Source organism: Hymenobacter sp. HDW8 (genome assembly GCF_011305775.1).
In the GTDB taxonomy this organism is placed as follows: domain Bacteria; phylum Bacteroidota; class Bacteroidia; order Cytophagales; family Hymenobacteraceae; genus Hymenobacter; species Hymenobacter radiodurans.
Genome location: NZ_CP049907.1, coordinates 3,972,345 through 3,985,670, shown reverse-complemented (window position 1 = coordinate 3,985,670; position 13,326 = coordinate 3,972,345). Strand labels below are relative to the sequence as shown.

Here is a 13,326-nt window from a genome sequence, read left to right as displayed (position 1 = left end):
CACAAAAAATTATTAAGCCCCACCTTATAAGAAACATATAGGGGCGCAAATAATTTGCACTTATAGATGAATGTTTGTTATATCTAATTTGGCAAGCACAACATTATCTGGTTTACAATCTATATTGCATGGGTTATAACCTTAATAAATATCGCCTATATGAAATTTTTACCTGCTGTAATGACAGCCCTCGGGGCAGCTTGTCTTACGCTAAGCCTAACTCAAACCGCTCAGGCTCAATTCAAAACACCTACTGTTGATGGAGTTATCAGCGGGGGTGAATACGATAACCAATATCGTAGCCCAAGCGGCACTGCTGCTGATCAGGATCCTAATCTGACTTGGCGAATAACGTGGAACAATTCGGATCTTTTTATTGCTATTTCGGATGCTCGACTTGCTGAAGGAGCAGTTGTATACCTAGACCTTGATCCGCAAACCATTGTAAATGCTCCCGGTAGTGGCACATCTCAGGGCCTGCCGCAGAGCTATGAGGGATCAACGGGTACACTTCCTTTTCAAGCAGATGCCATTCTGTTTATCAGAAGTGATTACCGCGAAGTTCGGACCTTTAACAGAGAAACGAATCAGTGGCGGGATGCGGTAATATATCCTGGGCAATATGCACAGGTGGGTACCGATGCCCGCGACCAACCACGGGTACGGGAATTTTCCATTCCCTGGGCTACTATAAATGGTGCAGCTGGCCGACCTGCCAACTTTAACTGGTTGGGTTATATAGCCTTTCCAGGAGGTGGTGCTTATGGTCAGGTACCCGTAGCCAATCCAAAAGGCAATATCGGTACGAGCGCCAATTTCGTTCGCTACTTCACTGTACTGAATACCGCAGCTGGAAGTGCTTCGAATGCATTTGGACCAAATGGCTTAGACAGCTATTCACATTCTGGCCCAAATGAAAATACTTTTGGGGCCATCAACGTCTATGACTTCACTTTAAACACAGCCGGTGGGTTTATCACCCGGGCTGGTGATGGTTCTGCGTGGAATATTCAAGGAAATTTGCGTATCGGAAACGGTACTCTCAACCTTGGTAATTCAGTTGCCGCTGTTCAGGTAGCGGGCGACTTGACTTTCACTGATCCTGCTGCGTTTACGTCTGGCAATGCGCCTATTATTCTTAACGGCAACGGCAACCAAACGATCAGTGGAGATACCTACAGCTCCCTAACTATTCAGGGAACTGGCGTCAAAACCATCACGAGTGATCTGACCATTGCCCAATCGCTCATAATAAACAATGGCACCTTAGCAACTGGCCCTAATACGGTGATTCTAGGGTCGACAGGGCGGCTAAGCGAATCGGCAACTGGTTATTTATTAGGAAGAGTTTCTGCCTTAACGCCTACTCCTTTGGCCAGTGAGGGTGCATCCTCTGATTTTGGTGGTATTGGCTTACGACTAACCCAGCGACAGCCCCAGGGACAGGGCCAGAGCGCCTTTCTAAATACTGTAAGCGCGGTACGTATAACAGGCTTCCCAGGTACTCTGCAAGGAGGATCTGACCTTAAAAGAACGATAAGCCGCCGCTACAGTATCAATGCTAATCTTAACAACAACCCTGGTAACCGGTCCTACGAAGTAGCCATGGATTTTGCCTATCGTAGAAGCCCAATTGATGAATTAGGTGGCAACGATCCATCCTTATTGGAGCTGTACCAATCTGAAAGTGCGTCTAACTTTAACGGCACCTACAGTAAAGTCAATGGTGTAGCATACAACCGCAATACGACTAATGTAGTGGGGGCTACTGGCTCGCTTCGGCTTGATGGCGCCTTTTTCTCGCTTGCCGATGGAGCAACGCCTCTACCAGTTGAGCTGATCAGCTTCGCGGGCAAAGCCGAAAACAACGCTGTCCGTTTAAATTGGGCTACGGCTTCGGAGAAGCAGAATAAAGGTTTCGATATAGAACACCGCTCGGATCAAAGCGAGTGGAGTAAAATTGGTTTCGTAACGGGCAACGGCACGACCAACCAGCGTAACAACTATAGCTATGTTGATCGCGCAGCCAGTGCCGGCAATAATTATTACCGCCTGCGTCAAGTTGATCTGGATGGCAAATCAGTATACTCGCAGCCTGTAACGGTGCAGGTAGGTGCCATTGCCTTCTCGGTGAGTCCGGTGCCGACTACTGATGTGCTTACCATTAACGGCTTATCAGCGGGCCAGCACGTGGCGGAGATTTATAACGCCCGCGGCCAACGGGTGATGAGCCAGGAGTTTAATGACTCAGCGCCAGCTACCCTCTCCGTGCGGGCGCTGCCCGTGGGCGTGTACATGGTGCGCGTGCTCGGGCCAGATAGAAGCACCCAAAATGCCCGCTTTATCAAGCAATAGATGTGTTTTAGTTTTCTTTGCCGCATCGGCGTTCTGGATAGCCCAGAACGCCGATGCTGTTTTATGGAACCTTACAAGTTGACAGACTATTGTTTGCTCGACAGTAATTTACAAAGACACTAATACATCTGGCAGATACCCTTACCAACCGGATGTTCATCGAAATTAGCCTCATGAATCTTGCACCCGTTCTGAGTTTTTTGCGCGAATTGGCCGATAACAATAACAAACCTTGGATGGACGCCCACCGGGGGAGTACCAGCGGGCGCGGGCTGAGTTTACCGCCCTGGTTCACACGACGCTACAGGGCTTGCAGCAGTTTGAACCTGAGTTAGCGGGCCTTACTGCCGCCGCCAGTCAGTACCGCATCAACAAAAACGACCGGTTTCAGCAAAGCGACGAGCCCTACAAGAAACACATGGGCGCAGGCTTTGCCCGCGATGGGCGGCACTCGCCCTGGGCAGGCTATTTTTTGGCCGTTGGCCCCAACGGGACCAGTTGGGTAGGAGCCGGCAAGTGGCGACCCGAAACGCCGGCCGTGGCCCGCATTCGGCAGGAGATTCATTACAATGCTCCCGCATTTCATGCGCTGCGCCAAGAGTCAGAAATGACACGCTACTACCCCGATGGCCTAGAAGGCGACCGGCTCCAGCGTCCGCCCAAAGGCTATGACAAGAACGACCCCGATCTGGAATGGCTGAGGCACAAGGATTTCTTTGTGTCGCGCTCCTTTACGGATGCGCAGGTGCTTAAGCCCAACTTCGCGCAGGAAGTAGTAGCGTCTCTTAGAGCTGCTCAGCCTTTGGTTCGCTTTCTGAATCAGGCGCTTACGGAGGGCTAGTTGCGCACTCGACTCCTTAAGCTGTTGCTTGTTCGCTGACACAAAAAAGCCCCCCAGAAGTATTCTGGGGGGCTTTTTTGTGTAGGTGCTTATTCCTAGAACAAACCAAACAAGGTGCTGTTGATACGCTCGATAATGACGCCTAGGTCCTCCGGGTTATTCACGTAATCGAGGTTGTTTACGTCAATAATGAGCAGCTTGCCTTCTTTGTAGCTCCCAATCCACTGCTCGTAATGCTCGTTGAGGTGCTTTAGGTACTCGATTTTGATATTGTTCTCGTAGTCGCGGTTGCGGCGCTCAATCTGCTGAATGAGTTTCGGCAAATCGGCGCGCAGGTAGAGCAATAAGTCCGGCGGATCGACCATGCTGATCATGGAGTCGAAGAGACTGCGATAATTGTCGTAGTCGCGCTCGGCCATCAGGCCCGACTGGTGCAGGTTGGTGGCGAAAATATGCGCATCCTCGTAGATCGTGCGGTCTTGAATGACACCTTTATTCGCCGTCTGAATTTGCTTAATGCGCTGGGTCTGGCGGAAGCGGCTGTTGAGAAAATACACCTGCAAATGAAACGCCCAGCGGGGCATATCATCGTAGAAATCCTTCAGATAAGGATTATGATCAACGTCTTCGAGAAATACTTCCCAATTGAAGTGATGCGCTAGCTTATTGGCCAGTGTGGTTTTGCCGGCTCCAATGTTTCCGACGATGGCGATGTGCATGAGCGAGGGGGACAGCTAAAATGTGAGGCGCAAAAGTAGCGCATCCACACCGAAGCCCACCTACTATCTCCCACGAACCGCCTCAACTCGCTCAAATAGCGGCTCAGCGGTTATCGATGACTTCTTTTACGTCGCGGGCCTTCTCCAGCGTCCGGAATTCGGCCTGCCACGACCGCACGCGCAGGCGCTCTTCCGTGGGCAGTTGGGTCCGCACTTCTTCGTAGCGCGCATTGAGGTGGGCCAGCACCGCCGAGGCCTCGCTCCAGTCGGCGGCCGTCCAGCGGCGGCGCTGGTCGCGGGTATTTTCCAGCAGACGAGCATACAAATCGGGCAATTCAGTGGCGCGGGCCCGGTTGATATCTACTTTTTCGCCCAGCAGTCGGCTTTGCGTATCTGCTACGGTTGCGGGCTCATTCGCGGCGCTATCGAGGCGCTGTTGCTCGGCGGCCCATACTTTGTAGCGGGCTTTTTGGGTAGCATACTCGCGGCGCGACTGTACCGACAGGCTATCGGTGGCCCGGTCGAGGCGAGCGCTTTGGCGGTCATAGTCGGCCATTACGCTGGGCCACTCGCGGCGGGCACCATCTTCCGCCTTGGTAACTTTTTCACTTACCCAATCGCTGAAGCGGCGCAGATCGCGCTCCACGGCAGAAACTGGTTTGGTAGAAGTGGAAGACTGTTGCGTCTGTTGGGCGGTGGCCGCCAACGGAGCGAGTACTAAGCTAGCGGCTCCGAAGACCGTTGAAAGCAAAATATTTTTCATGGTGATTAAGGAAAGAGTAGCGTGAAAACGCCCCCCAGGGGGCAATTTATTGCTGGCACAATACAATTTCCGTCCCAAAATGCCCCCCAGACCGAAGAATGCACGTTTGTTATCTTAAAATTTGCGTTTTTGCAGCTTATGCCCGCCACCGATACCGCTTCCGTCAGCATTCAGCCGGCCACCTTGGCTGATATCCCGACTATTATTCAGTTGGCCGAAGCCACCTGGGAGCCCACTTACCGCTTCATCATCTCGAAGGAGCAGATTGATTACATGTACCGCGTCATTTATACGCCGGCTTCGCTGGAGCGCCAAATGACTACCGAAGGGCATGTATTTTTGCTGTTGCGCACCGATGGACAGCCAGCCGGCTACGCCTCCTTTTCTCGTTTGTCGGTGCCCACTGAAACCATTTTTAAGCTGCACAAGATTTACGTTCTGCCTTCCCATCAGGGGCAGCAGTTGGGGCAGCAGCTGGTACTGGCGGTGGAGAAAGCAGCCCGGGCCGCCGGTGGCCAGGCCTTAGAACTGAACGTAAATCGGTATAACCCAGCCATCAGCTTCTACGAGCGGCAAGGCTTCCAGCAGCACCGCGAGGAGGACGTTCCCATTGGGCCCTACTGGATGAACGACTACGTGATGCGCAAGGAACTGAAGTAGGCTTTTCCGTTTTCAGTATTCAATCGTATAGGGTATGGCTCAACGCGCCACCAATCCTTATGGGCGCATTGCTCTTCATCACATAAGACTCATCAACCAACCAAAACATGGCTACTAAACTCACTGTGCTCAGCAACGGCTCTCTCCGCGTAGAAGGCGATATCGAACTCGTTGATGCCCAAGGCAATGCTTACGGCCTCGGCGGCCGCGAACGAATCAGCATTTGCCGCTGCGGACTTTCCAGCAACAAACCTTTTTGCGACGGCTCGCACAAAGGCCATTTTGAGCACGATGCCACGGCCTTCGATTTGCCTGCCCCAAAAGTGTAGGCTCTAATTTTCGGAACAAAAAAGCCCCCAGAAAATATCTGGGGGGCTTTTTTGGTGCCTGAGAAGAAATGGTTGATAGCTAATTTATGCGTCAGCCAGAAACTTTACCAGATCCACATACTCCTGGCGGGCCGCGTCCTGCGACTTACCGCTGATGCCAGCCCAAGCGTCATATTTGGCAATAGCCTTAAAGTCGAAGCCGCCGGGCCGGTCGCCGGATACGTCGCCTTCGGTTGCTTGCTTATAGAGGGCGTAAAGTTGGAGCAATACTAAGTTGGATGGCTTGGTGGGCAGCTGTTGGGCGCGCTGCGCGGCAGCTTCAAACTCTTCGGTAGTGGCCATGAAGGTCAGGTTTTGAGGTAGGAATTACAGGTTATCTACTAGGAGTTGCGAGTTACGAGTTTTCTGCTGCACCTTGCAAATAATGCGGCAGCCCGATATACGTCGAGACAGTCCGCTTCAGCCCACTCCCAACCACCAAACCCCTACCCCATGCGTCTTTTTACCGCGCTCTTGGGGGCTTTTTGCTAAGCCTCTCGTCTGCTTACGCTCAAAAAACCTACGTGCAGTGCGGTCGTCTGCTCGATGTGCGCACCGGCCGCATTCAGCCCGAAATGACTATCGTAGTCGAGAAAGGGCGCGTGGCCGCCGTGCAGAATGGCTACGCTACCGGCAGCGGCACCGATCAAGTGATTGATCTGAAGAATAAAACGGTGATGCCAGGCTTGCTTGATATGCATGTGCATCTGGAGCACCAAACCAGCAAATCTAACCAGCTCGACGAGTTCATTAAGAACCCCGCCGACGTTGCCTTTGAATCGCTCGAATACGCTCGCAAAACCCTCATGGCCGGCTTTACTACCGTTCGCGACCTAGGCGGCTCAGGCGTGAATGTGGCATTGCGTAACTCCATCAACCGTGGCCAAGTGGCTGGTCCGCGCATCTTCACGGCCGCAAAGTCGCTCTCCGGCACTGGCGGCCACGCCGACCCCACCAACGGCTACCGCCAGGATCTGATGGGTAATCCAGGCCCCAGCGACGGCGTCGTGAATAGTCCCGACGAAGGTCGTCAAGCCGTGCGCCAGCAGTATAAGAACGGCGCCGACCTGATTAAAATAACCGCGACCGGGGGCGTGCTCAGCGTGGCCAAAGACGGTAGCAGCGCCCAGATGACCGAAGCTGAAATCCGGGCAATTGTAGAAACCGCCCGCGACCTAGGTTTGAAAGTAGCCTGCCACGCCCACGGCGCCGAAGGTATGAAGCGCGCCATCCGGGCTGGCGTCACCAGCATCGAGCACGGCACACTCATGGACGACGAAACCATGAAGCTGATGAAGAAAAACGGCACCTGGTACGTTCCCACCATCACGGCCGGCAAGTCGGTGGCCGACTCCGCCAAAATCACAGGATATTATCCGGCTCTGGTAACACCAAAAGCCCAGAGCATCGGACCGAAGCTGCAAGCCACGTTTGGGCGGGCGTATAAGGCCGGCGTTAAGATTGCCTTTGGCACTGATGCCGGCGTATTTCGCCACGGGGCCAACGGGCTGGAGTTTGCGTACATGGTGGAGGCCGGCATGCCGCCCATCGAAGCCTTGCGCGCCGCTACCGTTTATGCTGCCGACCTGCTCGGCCAGAGCGACCAGCTTGGCACTCTTGAAACTGGTAAGCTCGCCGATATAGTAGCCGTAGATGGCGACCCGCTACAGGACATTACCGCTATGCAGCGGGTACGTTTTGTCATGAAGCAGGGTATGGTATTTAAGCAGGAATAGGCATGAAGCTTGCCTAACCGAATTAGGCACTGAAAACCGAGGGTGAATCGGCCATTACGAGCTACTGGAGCACGTATTATAGCCCATTCATCTTCGGTTTCTTTTGCACTAAATCTATCCTCTACCTTTTTTATCGCATGAAAATTTTTACTACCGTAGCTACGCTATTGGCCTTGTCTGCTGGGGTACCTGCCCTAGCTCAAACTCAGTTGAATACCCAACCGCCGGCGCAGCCATCTTCGCCCATGGCTCCTGCTACTCGGTCTACCATCTACGCCGAGCAGCAAGTGCCCGCTGCTGGTCATAGCGTTAGCCTTTACCGTACTTCCTCCATAGGCATCGACTTGGGCTGGGGCGGACCATACGGAGGTATCGGCTTTTACTACGCGCACATGATTGGTGAGGGCACGGATGTGAATGCGGGCCTTGGCTTGGGCGTGGGGGGCAAAATTGGGGTTGGCGTGCGGCATTTCTTCAGCCCGGCTAAAGCTGTTTCTCCTTATATCGGCGCCAACTTATCTCGTTCGGGAAAAATAAATGATGTGCGCATTGCCCTGAATGAAGGCACACCTTCCGAGGAGGAAGCGTATTATAATTTATCATCGAGCGGCGTGCTTAACCTGCGCACTGGCTTTCGTTGGCAGCCGGGCCGCGTAGGCCTCATTGGCACCCTAGGCTACGGTGTGCGCTTCACCGGCGACCCCGTCACGTACACAAACGGCTACCGCCCCTCTCAGGAAATGCGCGATCTAGTTAACGCAGTTAGCCCCGGCGGTTTAGAAATTTCCTTGGGTATGAGCATTGGCTTAGGACAATAACCGTTTACTAGCTTCCCACAAAAAAGCCCCCCAGAAACGTTTCTGGGGGCTTTTTTGTGGGAAATCTATTCTGGTCGCGGGCGGCCCAGCATGAGCCGCAAATTCAGCCGCACAATGTCACCCATGGTGCGGCAGCGGTTGAATTGGGTAGTGTGGTGGTGCTGATTCAACTCTTGTTGCAAAATCGTCGTCTTTTCGGGCGTTGATAGCTCGTCGGGGCGCATGCAGTCCATTAGGTCCTTGAGGCGGTAGCGCTCGGCGCGGGCCCGGCGCGCCATGAGCGTGCGCTCTTCGGTTTGGTACTGCCGGATGCTTTCGCCCGTGAGCAGCTTGCTGCACAGCTGTACCACGGCCCGATTATCCTTGAAAAACTGAGGCAGATACATAGTCTTTTTGCCCTCGTAGCTCTGCTGATCGAAGTCGATAGCCCGGACGCGGTACTGCTCATCCTCAAAGTCGGGCGTCACGTCAATCACGTAGTTGTAGGCGCGCATATCGCCCAGCAGGCGAGCAAAGCAGCGCTCATTGAACTTGACAAACTCCTTCGCAATCCGCACCTGATTGAGGTGGGGCCGCTGTAAATGGTCGCGAATAAAATCGTCGCCTGGAATACCGGCAATATGCTCTTCAATCAGCGAGTCGCCACTGACCAGGTAGTTGATGCTGTTGGGCGACAAAATATGCTCCAATTCCAGCCCATACACCCGCGAGGCATCGGCCCGCTTCACGTAGAAATAGTCATAGTTGTCGTTGAACTGATTGACGATACGCACCCGAAACGGATTGGAGTTACCGAACCGGCAATAGTCAATTCTATCGGTGAGCAGATGCTCGCTGAACGACAGGTCGCCGTCAGTTTTCAGCAGCGCGTACACTTCAGTCAGGCCAGCGGCTAGTTCCTGCAGCGTTGAGGGTTCGTAGAAAACCGTTTCCCAGAGCGTATCACGGCCGTTGCGGTCCAGCAGCGGATAGGCGCCGCTTATGCGCGTAAGGTCTTGATAGGTGACCGGCAGGCGGGTTTCGCGGTCATATTCGTGCAAATACTTCCGTAGCGGCTCACCAATGGGGTAATAAATTTTCTTCTTGGAGATATTGGTCATGGGCGGGTGCGGCGGAATGAGGTAAGTTACCAAAAGGCGAAAGACGTTCTTTTTTACCTAGCCGTTTTTCATCTACCTACTCCGAAAAATACCGAACTTCGCGGCATCCTTCTATTTGGCTTTCTACTGCCGTTATGAAAAAACTCTTTATCACACTTACGTTGGTGCTGGTGTTGCCGGTGCTATCCAATGGCTGGGGGTTCTTTGCCCACAAAACCATTGCCCAGGTAGCCGTGTATGCTCTGCCCAACTCTATGCAGGCCTTTTACTTTCGCCATCTGAATGAGATTGTGAAGCTGTCGATTGCCCCCGATGAGCGCCGCGAGGCCGACCCCGCCGAGGCGCCGCGCCACTTCATCGACATGGACCACTTCGGCGACGACCCGTTTGGCGACATGCCCAAGGGTTGGGATGACGCGGCGGCCAAATACACCGCCGACACCCTACGCAAATACGGCACCGTGCCGTGGACGGTATTGGAAGTCAAGGAGAAGCTAACTGAGGCATTCCGCCAGCGCGATACCACCGCAATCATCGCCCTCTCCGCCGACCTGTGCCACTACATTGCGGATGCGCACGTGCCCCTGCATACCACTATGAACTACGATGGCCAGCTTAGCGGTCAGGCCGGTATGCACAGCTTATGGGAATCGAAGCTACCGGAGCGCCACATTGCGAAGTATAAGCTGGACAGCAAGCCGGCGAAGTACATCAAAGATCCGCAGGCCGCTATTTGGGCGGTGGTGCAGGAGTCGTACGGCTTTCTGGGCGCTACTTTCGATTTGGAAGAGGCGGTAACCCGCAACTTCACGCCCGAAACCAAATACACTTTCTCGCACCGCTACGGCAAAACGCGCCGCTCCTACTCCGATGCCTTCGCCGATGCATACCACGATAAAGTAGGCGGCATGGTGGCCTACCGCCTCAAGCAAGCGCCTACGGCCGTAGCCTCTATGTGGCTCACTGCCTGGCAGGATGCTGGCAAGCCCGACCTTAATGCTCTTATGACCCGCAAGCCTGGTAAGGAAGAGAAAGCTAAGCTTGCTGCCGAGCTAAAGCTGTGGGACAAGAACGAGCTAGTGCCGCAGAATATGCTGCTGGCTATGCAGAAGGAGAAAGTTGTAGAAAAGGCTGACGAGATTAACTCAGCCGATCAAGCACCCGCAGCGCCCGCCGAGGCTACTCCAGCACCAGCCGCTACACCGGCCATCGTGCCGGCACCTGAGCCAGCATCGGCACCAGCCGCTCCCGAAAAAGTAAAAACCAAAGTCAAAACGGAAGCCGGCAACGTGAAGCAAAAGGCCAAAGCCAAAAAAGCCGACGACGGCTGGTAAAATTGCCCCCCAGCGTCGCCTTTAGCGGCCCTTTTAACGGTCCCCCAATAGTCCACGCCGCTGGATTGTTGGGGGACGTTTTTTTGACTTAAGTACGTAAGCCATAATAATTTCTACGCTCATCCGTAGCCGAGATTATAGGCGCGAAACGGTTATAATCAGTTAGTTAACGCTCATCGGTTTATTATTATATAGTTGAGCTTCAATTATTTAACCCGAACTCAAGAACAACTGGTCCGTAAGGTTACTAGAGACTTTGTCGGGCTAAGGTCTGGGCGAGGTAAGCTATTCTTTCATTTCACTCCACACCCTTACCAAACTACCGCTATGATCTTACGCTATGATCGGCTAGCCATTGAGCTGCCCAAACCAAAAAATCCATCAGCTAACGATGCAGCCGCCATTCAGGAGCTACTGGGGGGCAAATTTGGGGAGATGTCGACGTTGATGAACTACACGTTCCAGTCGTTTAACTTCCGGGGCCGCGACCGGCTTCGTCCCTTCTACGACCTGACCTGCTCTATTGCCGCGGAGGAGTATAGCCACATTGAGGCCCTATCCTACGCTATTAACCTGCTGCTCACGGGCACCAGTGAGCGTAATCCAGACCCATCCTCGGCTCCACTCAAGGACGCTACCGACGCCCGCAACACCTACCACTATATTGCCAGCGGCCAAGCAGCCTTACCCGTCGATTCGATGGGCAATCCTTGGACTGGCCAGAACGTGTTCAGCAGCGGCAACCTGAAGCTGGATCTGCTGCACAACTTCTTCCTAGAGTGCGGTGCCCGCGCCAACAAAATGCGCGTGTACTCAATGGTATCGGACCCCTGCGCCCGCACGGCCATCGGCTATTTGCTGGTGCGCGGTGGCCTGCACGTAGTGGCCTACGCCAAAGCCCTCGAAAAGCTGACTGGCGTGGAAGTAACCAAACTGATTCCAGTACCCGATCTGAGCAACGATGCTTACCCCGAGGCCAAAAAGCTTCAGGACCAGCAAAAGCTACACCTCAAACTCTACACCTTCAGCCCTGATGACTACAAGCAGGCCGGTATTATCTGGAATGGCAATCACCCGGAAGACGGCCAGCCGCTAGAGCTGATTCAGGGTGGTTTCATGGGCGTACCGTATCCAAAGCTGGAAGAAGAGCCCCAGCTTAACTCGCCCGGCGCTGAAGACTACGACCCCGAGATGTTCAAGGATGTCGCTAAGAAAATGGGCATAAAGCTGTAGCCGCATAGTTTTGGCTTTAGCTACTTAGATTTGGGTGCTGCCTTCGTAAGAAGGGCAGCACCCTTTTTTTGGCTTCACCAACGGGCGGCGAGTAGGTGCTGGCTCGTGCAGCTGCACTGACCGTATGCATTTCTTCTCCGCTGCATCTCAAATTTGCCCCCCACATTCGCGCGCAATGCTGGTAGCGTTGGGACTAGCTCTCGGATTTCTATCGGCTTGTAACCAGTATCAGCCCCCTGCCGAAACCGCTGAACCCGAGGCCTCCACCACGCCCAACCTTCCCGGCCCCAACCTTATTGCCCTATCCGACAGCAACGTAGCTGCCCTCCTTACGCCTTACCTTCAGCAATATCCCGCCGATGAGGTAATTATTCGCACCCGCCACGGCAATATGCGCGTGCGCCTCTATGATGATACGCCGGTTCATAAAGCCAACTTTCTGCTACTGGCGCGGCGCGGAGTGTTTGATGAAACCGTTTTTAACCGAGTTGTGAAGGGATTTGCGATTCAGGGCGGGCGGGGCGAGAATCGCACCGTTCGAATTGCCCGCTACCGCCTGCCGCCGGAGTTTCAGGCCCAACGTTTTCATAAGCGTGGCGCCCTGGGCATGGCCCGCTACGATGACGACGAGAATCCCGACCGCCGCTCCTCCTCCACCGACTTCTACTTCGTGCAGGGAGAAAAACTCACCCCCGATCAGTCGCGCCAAATGGCGGGGCGCTCTCTCACTCCCGAGCAGGTTCGCACCTACGCTAGTGTAGGCGGCGTACCTGCTCTGGATGGGAAATACACGGTATTTGGAGAAGTAGTAGAAGGCTTAGACGTAATTGATAAAATAGCCGCTGAGCCCGTCGATCCTTACAAATGGCCGCTGAAAGACGTGCCTATCAAAATTGAGGTAGTAGAGAAGTAGAATGTTTCTTGTGCTTATTCGCGGCGAATAGTTGTCAGCAGAATCTTATAAGCATCGCCGGGCTGCGCTTGAGTAAACTCTCGCAGTTCCTGGCGCGAGAAGCTTTTGATATCATCGGGGTTGAATAAGTTAGGCTCCTTCTCCAGGCTTAGGTCTGCCGTAGTCACCTCAAGGCGGGCCGGATGAAAGAAAGCGCTGTCGGCGGTGAACCGGACGAGCTGATAGTAGAAGTAGCTGGGCTTGGTACTGCCTGCGGGCTGGTAGCTCACCACATACACATCGCCGGCCTTCGGATTGGTTAGGTGATCTTGCAGCTTTTCTTCTGCACTCTGACAGCTTGCCAGCAGCCCAAGCAAGGAGAAGATACTGGGCAAAAAATACCGTAGTCGCGCTATTGATTGGCTTTTCATAAGCTTCTGGGGGGCAAAATGGATGGGCAAGTAGTAGCTTGTGTAAGCTCAAACGTGACTTGCTATAACTTAGGTA

14 protein-coding genes are annotated in these 13,326 nt (G+C 53.7%); 9 read left to right on the top strand and 5 right to left on the bottom strand.

The window, feature by feature from the left end; translation table 11 throughout:
- Window positions 1–159: 159 nt before the first annotated feature.
- Window positions 160–2,355, top strand: coding sequence for a T9SS type A sorting domain-containing protein (locus G7064_RS17070; RefSeq protein ID WP_166074527.1), 2,196 nt, complete (start codon window positions 160–162; stop codon window positions 2,353–2,355).
- 232 nt (window positions 2,356–2,587) lie between these two features.
- The gene (locus G7064_RS17065; RefSeq protein WP_166074526.1) at window positions 2,588–3,196 is read left to right on the top strand and encodes a DUF2461 domain-containing protein; all 609 of its coding nucleotides are present in this window, start codon (window positions 2,588–2,590) and stop codon (window positions 3,194–3,196) included.
- A gap of 95 nt (window positions 3,197–3,291) precedes the next feature.
- On the opposite strand, the gene G7064_RS17060 is transcribed toward G7064_RS17065, so the two are convergent.
- Both G7064_RS17060 and G7064_RS17055 read right to left on the bottom strand, forming a co-directional pair.
- Window positions 3,292–3,915 (bottom strand): deoxynucleoside kinase, encoded by a 624-nt coding sequence (locus G7064_RS17060; protein ID WP_133273705.1) that lies wholly within the window; start codon window positions 3,913–3,915, stop codon window positions 3,292–3,294.
- Window positions 3,916–4,018: 103 nt separating this feature from the next.
- Window positions 4,019–4,678 (bottom strand): hypothetical protein, encoded by a 660-nt coding sequence (locus G7064_RS17055; RefSeq protein WP_166074525.1) that lies wholly within the window; start codon window positions 4,676–4,678, stop codon window positions 4,019–4,021.
- A 138-nt stretch (window positions 4,679–4,816) separates the two neighbouring features.
- Here G7064_RS17055 and G7064_RS17050 point away from each other — a divergent pair, with 138 nt between their 5' ends.
- Both G7064_RS17050 and G7064_RS17045 read left to right on the top strand, forming a co-directional pair.
- Window positions 4,817–5,338 carry a GNAT family N-acetyltransferase gene (locus G7064_RS17050; RefSeq protein WP_166074524.1) on the top strand — a complete coding sequence of 174 codons (522 nt, stop codon included), beginning with the start codon at window positions 4,817–4,819 and terminating at the stop codon, window positions 5,336–5,338.
- 107 nt (window positions 5,339–5,445) lie between these two features.
- Window positions 5,446–5,667 (top strand): CDGSH iron-sulfur domain-containing protein, encoded by a 222-nt coding sequence (locus tag G7064_RS17045; RefSeq protein WP_084444526.1) that lies wholly within the window; start codon window positions 5,446–5,448, stop codon window positions 5,665–5,667.
- An 84-nt stretch (window positions 5,668–5,751) separates the two neighbouring features.
- Here the strand turns inward: G7064_RS17045 and G7064_RS17040 are convergent, their stop codons facing one another.
- A complete protein-coding gene (locus G7064_RS17040; RefSeq protein ID WP_133273708.1) occupies window positions 5,752–6,009 on the bottom strand; it encodes an acyl-CoA-binding protein in 258 nt (85 codons plus the stop codon).
- 182 nt (window positions 6,010–6,191) lie between these two features.
- Here G7064_RS17040 and G7064_RS17035 point away from each other — a divergent pair, with 182 nt between their 5' ends.
- Complete coding sequence (locus G7064_RS17035) at window positions 6,192–7,442, top strand: amidohydrolase family protein (RefSeq protein WP_240935553.1); 1,251 nt, start codon at window positions 6,192–6,194, stop codon at window positions 7,440–7,442.
- A 137-nt stretch (window positions 7,443–7,579) separates the two neighbouring features.
- Window positions 7,580–8,260 (top strand): DUF4148 domain-containing protein, encoded by a 681-nt coding sequence (locus tag G7064_RS17030; RefSeq protein WP_166074523.1) that lies wholly within the window; start codon window positions 7,580–7,582, stop codon window positions 8,258–8,260.
- Between the two features lie 65 nt (window positions 8,261–8,325).
- On the opposite strand, the gene G7064_RS17025 is transcribed toward G7064_RS17030, so the two are convergent.
- On the bottom strand, window positions 8,326–9,360 hold the full coding sequence (locus tag G7064_RS17025; protein WP_166075185.1) for a hypothetical protein: 1,035 nt from the start codon (window positions 9,358–9,360) through the stop codon (window positions 8,326–8,328).
- A 134-nt stretch (window positions 9,361–9,494) separates the two neighbouring features.
- On the opposite strand from G7064_RS17025, the gene G7064_RS17020 reads away from it, so the two are divergent.
- From G7064_RS17020 to G7064_RS17010, 3 genes are all read left to right on the top strand, one after another.
- Window positions 9,495–10,694 (top strand): zinc dependent phospholipase C family protein, encoded by a 1,200-nt coding sequence (locus G7064_RS17020; RefSeq protein ID WP_166074522.1) that lies wholly within the window; start codon window positions 9,495–9,497, stop codon window positions 10,692–10,694.
- Between the two features lie 327 nt (window positions 10,695–11,021).
- The gene (locus tag G7064_RS17015; protein WP_166074521.1) at window positions 11,022–11,927 is read left to right on the top strand and encodes a manganese catalase family protein; all 906 of its coding nucleotides are present in this window, start codon (window positions 11,022–11,024) and stop codon (window positions 11,925–11,927) included.
- A gap of 175 nt (window positions 11,928–12,102) precedes the next feature.
- Entirely contained in the window at window positions 12,103–12,840 is a 738-nt protein-coding gene (locus G7064_RS17010; protein WP_166074520.1) for a peptidylprolyl isomerase, read from the top strand.
- Window positions 12,841–12,854: 14 nt separating this feature from the next.
- Here G7064_RS17010 and G7064_RS17005 read toward each other — a convergent pair whose 3' ends face one another.
- A complete protein-coding gene (locus G7064_RS17005; protein WP_166074519.1) occupies window positions 12,855–13,250 on the bottom strand; it encodes a hypothetical protein in 396 nt (131 codons plus the stop codon).
- Window positions 13,251–13,326 lie beyond the last annotated feature (76 nt).